The organism is Micromonospora sp. NPDC048169 (genome assembly GCF_040652815.1).
Taxonomy (GTDB): Bacteria; Actinomycetota; Actinomycetes; order Mycobacteriales; family Micromonosporaceae; genus Micromonospora.
This window is the reverse complement of sequence record NZ_JBEZMS010000021.1, coordinates 94,989-104,183: the sequence shown is the minus strand read 5'-3', so window position 1 is coordinate 104,183 and position 9,195 is coordinate 94,989. Positions and strand designations below refer to the sequence as shown.

6 protein-coding genes and 1 tRNA gene are annotated in these 9,195 nt (G+C 72.9%); 4 read left to right on the top strand and 3 right to left on the bottom strand.

The window, feature by feature from the left end; translation table 11 throughout:
* Nucleotides 1-168: 168 nt before the first annotated feature.
* Genes AB0D28_RS19295 through AB0D28_RS19285 form a run of 3 tightly spaced genes read right to left on the bottom strand, consistent with a single transcriptional unit; the run spans nucleotide 169 to nucleotide 3,269 of the window.
* Nucleotides 169-1,176, bottom strand: a complete 1,008-nt coding sequence (locus AB0D28_RS19295) for a MoxR family ATPase (RefSeq protein WP_357387483.1) — start codon at nucleotides 1,174-1,176, stop codon at nucleotides 169-171.
* Between the two features lie 9 nt (nucleotides 1,177-1,185).
* Entirely contained in the window at nucleotides 1,186-2,928 is a 1,743-nt protein-coding gene (locus tag AB0D28_RS19290) for a trypsin-like peptidase domain-containing protein (RefSeq protein ID WP_357387481.1), read from the bottom strand.
* Nucleotides 2,925-3,269, bottom strand: coding sequence for a CU044_2847 family protein (locus AB0D28_RS19285; protein WP_357387479.1), 345 nt, complete (start codon nucleotides 3,267-3,269; stop codon nucleotides 2,925-2,927). Before AB0D28_RS19285 ends, AB0D28_RS19290 begins: the two co-directional genes overlap by 4 nt.
* A gap of 230 nt (nucleotides 3,270-3,499) precedes the next feature.
* On the opposite strand from AB0D28_RS19285, the gene fdh reads away from it, so the two are divergent.
* The 4 genes from fdh (at nucleotide 3,500) to AB0D28_RS19265 (ending at nucleotide 9,178) form a co-directional block, all read left to right on the top strand.
* Nucleotides 3,500-6,823 carry a formate dehydrogenase gene (gene fdh / locus AB0D28_RS19280; RefSeq protein WP_357387477.1) on the top strand — a complete coding sequence of 1,108 codons (3,324 nt, stop codon included), beginning with the start codon at nucleotides 3,500-3,502 and terminating at the stop codon, nucleotides 6,821-6,823.
* Nucleotides 6,816-7,859 (top strand): 4Fe-4S dicluster domain-containing protein, encoded by a 1,044-nt coding sequence (locus AB0D28_RS19275; protein WP_357387475.1) that lies wholly within the window; start codon nucleotides 6,816-6,818, stop codon nucleotides 7,857-7,859. Before fdh ends, AB0D28_RS19275 begins: the two co-directional genes overlap by 8 nt.
* A complete protein-coding gene (gene nrfD / locus AB0D28_RS19270; RefSeq protein WP_357387473.1) occupies nucleotides 7,856-9,037 on the top strand; it encodes an NrfD/PsrC family molybdoenzyme membrane anchor subunit in 1,182 nt (393 codons plus the stop codon). The genes AB0D28_RS19275 and nrfD overlap by 4 nt, the downstream gene beginning before the upstream one ends.
* A 45-nt stretch (nucleotides 9,038-9,082) precedes the next feature.
* Nucleotides 9,083-9,178: transfer RNA gene (locus tag AB0D28_RS19265), tRNA-Sec, on the top strand.
* Nucleotides 9,179-9,195: the final 17 nt, after the last annotated feature.

Sequence of the window (9,195 nt, the reverse complement as noted above, 5' to 3'; positions counted from 1 at the left end):
CCGGGCGCCGCCGGCTCGGCATCCACGCCCGGCGGCCCGACGGCCGGGGCCGGCGGGGGAGCGGCCACCGGCGCCGCCGGGCCGAGGTGGTGGCTCAGCCATAGGACCTCGGCGAGGTCCCGGGCGGTGGGGGCGCCCCCCACCGCCATGATCGCGGCACGTAGCCGCTCAATCGTCATCGGGCCGGCGGGACAGGTGAGCCATCACCTTGTCGGCGAGCTGGTCCCGGTCCACACCCGTGGTCCGTCCCGCCTGGTCGGTGAGGTAGATCGCGTTGAGCAGCTGGTCCGTGGCGAGGTCGTCGTGGTCCCGCCGGCTGAGGAACCGCTGGATGATCTCCGCGCCGCTCGGGGCCAGCGTGCCCAGATGCGCCTCGACGATCCGCGACAGCTTCTCCGCCTCGGGCTGGGGCAGGGTCGCCTGGATGCACCGGCGCAGGAACGCTGGCGGGAAGTCCCGCTCACCATTGCTGGTCATCACGATGATCGGGAAGGCCCGGCAGCGGACCTGGCCGTGACGCACCGGCACCCGCTCGGTGCTGTCCGCTGTCATCACTGCGGCGTCGGCGGCCTGATCCGCCTGCCGGACCAGCTCCGGTATCTCGTACGACCCCTCCTCGAAGATGGCGAGCAGGTCGTTGGGCAGGTCCAGGTCACCCTTGTCGATCTCGTCGATGAGCAGCACCCGTGGACGCTCGGCCGGCAGCAGCGCCGTGCCGAGCGGGCCGAGGCGGATGAACCGGCCGACGTCCTCTGGCTCGTCGCCGGGCCCGGACCCGCTGTCCCGCCTGGCCTGATAGAGCCGGGCCAGCGGGTCGTACTGGTAGAGGCCGTCCTTTACCGTGACGCGGCTGGTGATGTTCCACCGCAGTGGACGCCCGAGCCCCAGCTCATGGGCGACGGCAGAGGCCAGTGTGGACTTTCCGGTGCCGGGACGGCCGGTCACCAGCAGCGGCCGGCGCAGGTGGATGGCGGCGTTGACCAGTTCAACTGTGTCGCGGTCCGGGCGGTAGTTCTCGCCCCGCCGGGCGTCGGCCGCCGACTCCTCCACCCACGGGGAGATGGGGACGGCCTCGTCGTCGAACAACCGCCACGGCGGCGGTGCCGGCAGCCGGGCGATGTCGTCGTGCGGGACACCCGTCCCGTGGTAGATCCACCAGCCCGGTCGCTCGGACACGTCCGCTCCTCACTCCGCGAAGCCGAGCGGCGCGGGGCGCCGCTTCGGTTCGTCCCACAGCAGTGTCACGTCCCGGCCGCAGTGTCCGGGATCGTCGTTCAGGCCGGATTCCGCGCGCAACGCGCGAATCGTCCGGGGAAGCTGGTCGCTGCGCAGACCATGCAGGCGTTCGGCCATGTCCCGGCAGAACCTGGTGGCCGGGCATCCCTCGGCCGGCACGGTGTGCCGTTCGCAGGAGCCTCGTCGCCACAGCAGCGCCGGCACGCCGGTGGCCACCGCCTCGTGTACGTGCCTCTCAGCGGCCCACACGCCGGTCAGGCCGACCGCTACCGGCGTGTCGTCCTGCCACAGCCAGGCCCGGAACTTGTCCGGTTGGGGAACTGCGGCGGAGCACTCCAGCCAGCGGACGATCGCGTCCAGGGTGCGTGGGTCCTCGCGCAGGCGGTTGGCACGCCGCACGATCTCGTGCGGGGTGGTGGAGTTGAACCAGTCCAGGTCGCGTACCACCACCGGCCCCTTCCAGCCCAGCGGCGCGGTGTCGCCCTCGGCGACCCAGCTCTCCACGTCCCAGCCGAGCAGCCCGCGGGGCAGGACGAACTCGACCCCGATCGTCTCGCAGCCGTGGGGGATGCGGGCGTAGGCGCGGGGCAGCGCCTGCTGCACGGCGGTACGGACCTTGGCTCGGGAGACCTCCACGTCGTCGAGGACCGGCTCGTCGAGGTCGCCCTCGGGGCCGCTCGCGGTCCAGATGGTCAGCCGGTGCGCCCGGCGGCGAGGCGCGCCGGTCGTGGCCACCCGGACCACGATCCACGCCTGCCGGACCGCGACTTCGGCGGCCGGCCCGTCAGCGGGCGACGGGCCGGCGCCCCAGCCGTGCCGGCCGCTCCATTCGTGCAGGGCGGCACGGCGGCCGGGCACCCGCTTGCCGACCTCCCGCAGCAGCCTCACCACCAGGTCGCGGATCCCGTCCTCGCCGGAGGTGGGCAGGACCGCCAGTGCCTCGGCCACCGCGAGCAGGGAGGGCAGCGGGCGGGCAGGCAGCGGGTCGGGGCCCGTCCACAGCGCCCGGCCCATGACGTGCGCGTCCGGCAGGTGGACGCCCCGCAGGATGTCCCGCAGCTCCCGGTAGGGCCCCGGACCGAACGGACCCAGCGCGATCCGCTCGGCGATCTCCGGCCACTGCCTGTGGATTTCGTCCATCGGCAGGATGACGCCGCTGCGGCTCCCGCCGGGACCGGCCCGGTCGGCAGAGATCACCATGCCGACCACGTCGTACGAGCCCTTGACGTAGGCGGCGGAGCCGCTGTATCCCTCGGTCAGTACGAAGCCGGTGCCGTCGGTCGCGTCGGTCTGGCAGGCGTGGCCGGCGAGACGCGGGTCCGGCTCCGCGGTGAAGTAGGCGATCTGCCCGGTCTCGAGGTAGCCGCTGGGGAAACCGAAGGCGGCCAGTTCCTGCCCGGCGTAGACGTCCACGGCGTGCAGCGGCGCCAGCCGAGCCGGGACCACTGTCACCGGCTCGTCCAGGCGGACCACCGCGAGGTCTCCCTCGCTGCTCCCGCGCTGCCAGGGGCCGCAGAAGACGACAGTCCCCGGCGCGGCGTGGTCTCGGCCGAGAGCCAGGAACGACACGGTCACCTCGGATCGGTCACCGACGACGTGCGCGCAGGTCAGCACGTGGCGTTCGTCGATCAGGAAGCCGCTGCCGCGGGTCGCCCCGGTGATCCTGGCGTGCCACGCCGGTTTGTGACTCACCGCGCGGGTGCCTCGCCCGGGGGTGGCCCGGCGGACCAGGTCAGCTTGACCGTCAGGTGGGCGTCCATCCCGGTCTTGGCGAAGACGGCGCCCGCCTCGGCGGTGAAGTTCACGCCGAACTCGATCTCGATGTCGTCCGGGCGGTGCGCGGCGGCGCGGAAGGTGGCCAGCGCCTTCTGCGCCGCGATGTTGATCTCACGCAGGCCGGTCTCGAAACGCCTGCGCGCCTCCACGATGTGCTCGTCGAGCCCGGCCTCGCCGAACCCGGTGTCCTGGCGACGGATCTCGAAGAAGACCTCCTCGCCGTCCTCGGTCCGTACCCGCATCAGTTCCGTTGCCACTCCGACCTCCCGCCGCACCAGCTTCATCGATGATCAAGCACCACCGGGACGGGCGCTGTCGGGTGCCCGACTGAACCGGACCCCGCTTCACGTTCGCCCGGACGCCGGTCGCGGCACCCCGTCCGGCCCCCCGAACGGGGCCGATCGGCGGCTCGACTCGCACGTCCTAGACGGCTGGCCTAGGGTTACCGGAAGAGGTGAGCCGTTCTCGACGGGGAGGGGGTGCCCAGGTGGGTCTGAAGACGTTCATCCAGGGGTGGCCCGTCTACCGGCAACTCACCGGCACCGACCCGCTCGGTCGCGGTGCCGCCGCCCAGTCGGCGCGTTCCGCCGAGCTGAGCCCTCGCACCGATACCGCCGACGGCATGGCCCGCTCGGTCTGCCCGTACTGCGCGGTGGGCTGCGGGCAGCGCGTCTTCCACTCCGACGGCAAGGTCACCCAGATCGAGGGCGACCCGGACAGCCCGATCTCGCGCGGCCGCCTCTGCCCGAAGGGCTCGGCCAGCAAGAGCCTGGTGACCAGCCCGCTGCGCCAGACCACGGTGCGCTACCGCCGGCCGTACGCGACCGAGTGGGAAGACCTGGACCTCGACGTCGCGCTCGACATGATCGCCGACCGGATCCTCGCCGCCCGCGCGGAGACCTGGGAGGACGTCGACGACGAGGGCCGACCGCTGAACCGGACGCTCGGCATCTCCAGCCTCGGCGGCGCGACGCTGGACAACGAGGAGAACTACCTCATCAAGAAGCTGTTCACGGCGATGGGGGCACTCCAGATCGAGAACCAGGCGCGTATTTGACACTCCGCCACCGTCCCCGGTCTGGGGACCAGCTTCGGTCGCGGCGGCGCCACGGACTTCCAGCAGGACCTCGCCAACGCTGACGTCATCGTCATCCAGGGCTCGAACATGGCCGAGGCCCACCCGGTGGGCTTCCAGTGGGTGATGGAGGCGAAGAAGCGCGGCGCGAAGGTCTTCCACGTCGACCCGCGGTTCACGCGCACCAGCGCGCTCGCCGACACGTACCTGCCGATCCGGGCGGGCACCGACATCGCGCTGCTCGGCGGCGTGGTGCACCACATCCTGGAGAACGAGCTGGACTTCCGGGAGTACGTGCTGGCGTACACGAACGCGGCAAACATCGTCAGCGAGCAGTTCGCCGACACCGAGGACCTGGACGGCCTGTTCTCCGGCTACAACCCGGACACCGGCTCGTACGACCACGCGACCTGGCAGTACGCGGGTCACGAGGGCGAAGCCAAGATCCGGGGCACCGGCAAGGAACGCGACTCGGCCTCCGGGCTGGAGCACGAGTCGCACGGCGAGCCGATGCCGCCGCAGACCGAGCGGGACGAGACGCTGCGGCACCCGCGCTGCGTCTACCAGATCCTGAAGCGGCACTTCTCCCGCTATACGCCGGAGATGGTGGCGCGGGTGTGCGGCATCCCGGAGGAGAAGTTCCTCGAACTGGCCCGCGCGTGGACGGAGAACTCCGGCCGGGAGCGCACCGGCGCGCTCGTCTACTCGGTCGGCTGGACGCAGCACAGTGTCGGCGTGCAGTACATCCGCACCGGGTCGATCATCCAGACGCTGCTGGGCAACATGGGCCGTCCGGGCGGTGGCATCCTGGCGCTGCGCGGGCACGCCAGCATCCAGGGCTCCACCGACATCCCGACGCTGTTCAACCTGCTGCCCGGCTACCTGCCGATGCCGCACCACGCCGACCACCCCACGTTCGACGAGTGGGTGAACAGCATCCGGCACCCGGGCCAGAAGGGCTTCTGGGGCAACTCGCGTTCCTTCGCGGCGAGCCTGCTCAAGGCGTACTGGGGTGACGCGGCGACGCCGGAGAACGACTTCTGCTACGGCTACATGCCCCGGATGACCGGCGACCACGGCACGTACCAGCAGGTCCTGAACATGATCGACGGCAGGGTGAAGGGCTACTTCCTGCTCGGCCAGAACCCGGCCGTCGGCTCGGCGCACGGCCGGGCGCAGCGCCTGGGCATGGCCAACCTGGACTGGCTCGTCGTCCGCGACCTGTTCATGATCGAGAGCGCCACCTTCTGGAAGAACGGCCCGGAGGTCGCCACCGGCGAGATCGTCCCGGAGGAGTGCCGCACCGAGGTGTTCTTCCTGCCGGCGGCCTCGCACGTGGAGAAGGAGGGCACGTTCACCCAGACGCAGCGGCTGCTGCAGTGGCGGGAGAAGGCCGTCGACCCGCCGGGCGACGCCCGCTCCGAGCTGTGGTTCTTCTACCACCTCGGCCGCGTGCTTCGGGAGAAGCTGGCCGGCTCCACCGAGCGCCGCGACCGCGCGCTGCTGGACCTCGCCTGGGACTACCCCACGCACGGCCCGCACGCGGAGCCGAGCGCCGAGGCGGTGCTCAAGGAGATCAACGGGTACGAGGTCGGCACCGGCCGCCTGCTCAGCGGCTTCGCCGAGGCCCGCGACGACGGCTCCACGGCGATCGGCTGCTGGATCTACTCCGGCGTGTACGCCGGCGGGGTGAACCAGGCGGCCCGCCGCCGCTCCCGCCACGAGCAGGACTGGGTGGCCGCCGAGTGGGGCTGGGCGTGGCCGGCGAACCGCCGCACGCTCTACAACCGCGCGTCCGCCGACCCGGACGGCCGGCCGTGGAGCGAACGCAAGAAGTACGTCTGGTGGGATCCGGACGCCGGCGAGTGGACCGGGTACGACGTGCCCGACTTCGAGAAGACGAAGCCGCCGTCGTACCGGCCGCCCGAGGGCGCCTCCGGCCCGGACGGGCTCGCCGGTGACGACCCGTTCGTCATGCAGGGCGACGGCAAGGCGTGGCTGTACGCGCCGAGCGGCGTCCTCGACGGCCCGCTGCCGACGCACTACGAACCGGCCGAGTCGCCGATGCGCAACCCGCTCTACGGCCAGCAGGCCAACCCGACCCGCAAGGTCTACGAGCATCCGATCAACCGGATGAACCCGAGCCCGCCGGAGCCGCACAGCCAGGTCTTCCCGTACGTGTTCACGGTCAGCCGCCTCACCGAGCACCACACCGCCGGTGGGATGAGCCGTACCGTGCCGCGCCTGGCCGAGCTGCAACCGGAGATGTTCGTCGAGGTGTCACCGGAACTCGCCGGTGAGATCGGGCTGGCCCACCTGGGCTGGGCGCACCTGATCACCGGACGCGCGGTGATCGAGGCGCGGGTGCTGGTCACCGACCGGCTCACCCCGCTGCGGGTGGACGGCCGGATCATCCACCAGGTCTGGCTGCCGTACCACTTCGGCACCGAGGGCCTGGTGACCGGCGACTCGGCGAACGACCTTTTCGGCATCACGCTGGACCCGAACGTCCTCATCCAGGAGAGCAAGGTCGGCACCTGCGACATCCGGCCCGGCCGGCGGCCCACCGGCCCGCCGCTGCTGGACCTGGTCGGCGACTACCAGCGGCGGGCCGGGATGACGCCGGACCGGAAGATCCCGATGGTGACCACCGACGCGGCCGGCGGGGACGACGCCGCCGGCAGCACGGACGAGCAGTCGGCCGCCGCGCACCAGGACGGGGAACCGCATGCCTGACGCCAACAGCCTGTACGGCCCGCTGGACCCGGCCCCGGACGCGGGCTGGGTCTCCGCGCCGCCCCGGATGGGCTTCTTCACCGACACCAGCGTGTGCATCGGCTGCAAGGCGTGCGAGGTGGCCTGCAAGGAGTGGAACGACGTCCCCGACTCGGGGTTCGACCTGCTCGGCATGTCGTACGACAACACCGGCGCGCTGACCGCGAACTCGTGGCGGCACGTCGCGTTCATCGAGCAGCCCCGCCCGGCCGGTCACCGCACGCCGCCGTTCGCGGGTGACCCGACGGGCCCGGCGACCAGCCCGGCGTCGGCGGCCGCCGGCGCGCTCACGGCACCGGACACCGGTACGAATCCGGGCCTGCCGCCGGGGCAGCCGGAGGCGGCGGCGCGGATGGCCGCCGGTCCGGAGTTCCTCGGCATGCCCGGTGCCCGGCCGCCCGGGCGGGACAGCGGCGCGGAGAGCCGTACCGACTTCCGCTGGCTGATGATGTCGGACGTGTGCAAGCACTGCACGCACGCGGCCTGCCTGGACGTGTGCCCGACCGGTTCGCTGTTCCGCACCGAGTTCGGCACCGTGGTGGTGCAGGAGGACATCTGCAACGGCTGCGGCTACTGCATCTCCGCCTGCCCGTACGGCGTGATCGACCAGCGTAAGGGCGACGGCCGGGCGTGGAAGTGCACGCTGTGCTACGACCGGATCGGCGCGGGCATGACGCCCGCCTGCGCGCAGGCGTGCCCGACCGAGTCGATCCAGTACGGCCCTCTCGACGAGCTGCGGGAACGGGCCGCGAAGCGGGTCACCGCGCTGCACGAGCGCGGCGTGCCGGAGGCACGGCTGTACGGCCACGACCCGACCGACGGGGTGGGCGGCGACGGCGCGTTCTTCCTGCTGCTGGACGAGCCCGAGGTGTACGGGCTGCCGCCGGACCCGGTGGTCACCACCCGGGACCTGCCGAAGATGTGGAAGCGGGCCGGACTGGCCGCGCTGACCATGGCGGCGGCTGCCGTCGCCGCGTTCGTCGGAGGATCGTCGTGAGCCCGGACCGCCCGGTCGGTGACCGGTTCCGCCGATTCCGCGAGCGCCTGTCCACGCAACGGGAGAGCGGCGGCGCCGCCGAGGGGGAGAACGGCAGCCGGGCCACCGCCGCCGGTCCCGGCGTGGGCCGCACCGACGCGGGCTCCCGCGACGCCGGGCTGGCCCCGCACCCGCCCCGCGACGCGGTGCCGCGCCGGCCCCGCCGTAAGGGTGGCAAGGGCGGCGGGGAACAGCTCAACGTCCCACCGGCCGAGTTCACCTCCTACTACGGCCGGCCCGTCCTCAAGCCGCCGGTGTGGCGGTGGGACATCGCCGCGTACCTGTTCACCGGCGGTCTCGCCGCCGGTTCGTCGCTGCTGGCCGCGGGCGGGCAGCTCACCGGCCGCCCCGCGCTGCGCCGCGCCGGCCGGATCACCTCGCTCGCGGCGGTCGGCGCGAGCACGTACTTCCTGGTGAACGACCTGGGCCGGCCGTCACGCTTCCACCACATGCTGCGGGTGGCGAAGGTGACCTCGCCGATGTCGGTGGGCACCTGGATCCTCAGCGTGTTCGGCCCGGCCGCCGGGGCCGCGGCGATCGCCGAGGCGGCCCCGCTGCTGCCCGAGCGGGGTCTGCTGGGGCTCGGCCGCCGGCTGCTGCCCCCGGCCGGGCACGCCGCCGGTCTGGTCGCCGCCGTCACCGCGCCGGCGCTGGCCACGTACACCGGGGTGCTGCTGGCGGACACGGCGGTGCCGTCGTGGCACGAGGCGTACCCGGAACTGCCCGCCATCTTCGCCGGCAGCGCCCTGGCCAGCGGCGCGGGCGTCGGGCTGGTGGCCGCGCCGCCCGGGCAGGCTGGCCCGGCGCGGCGCCTCGCGGTGGCGGGCGCGGCGATGGAGCTGTGGGGTTCGCACCGGGTGGAGAACCGGCTCGGGCTGCTCAGTGAGCCCTACACCCAGGGCACGCCGGGGAAGCTGCTGCGCGCGGGCCGGGCACTGACCGCCGCCGGTGTCGTGGGCGCGCTCGTCGGCCGGCGCAGTCGGGTGCTGTCCGCGCTGTCCGGCGGCGCGCTGATCGCCGCGTCGGTGTGCACCCGGTTCGGCATCTTCCACGGCGGGGTCGCCTCGGCGCGGGATCCGCGGTACACGGTGGTGCCGCAGCGCGAACGCGCCGACCGGCGGGCCGCCGACCAGGTCTGACACCTCCCCGGGCGGCCCGCGCCGCGCTGTGATTGACTGCTGCGTGGAGGCGTTCAGGCGGCTGGTGCCCCTCCCGGTCTTCAAAACCGGTGTGGTCCGGGACCCGGGCCAGGCGGGTTCGATTCCCGTCCGTCTCCGCCAAACCGTTCCCGGGAGTG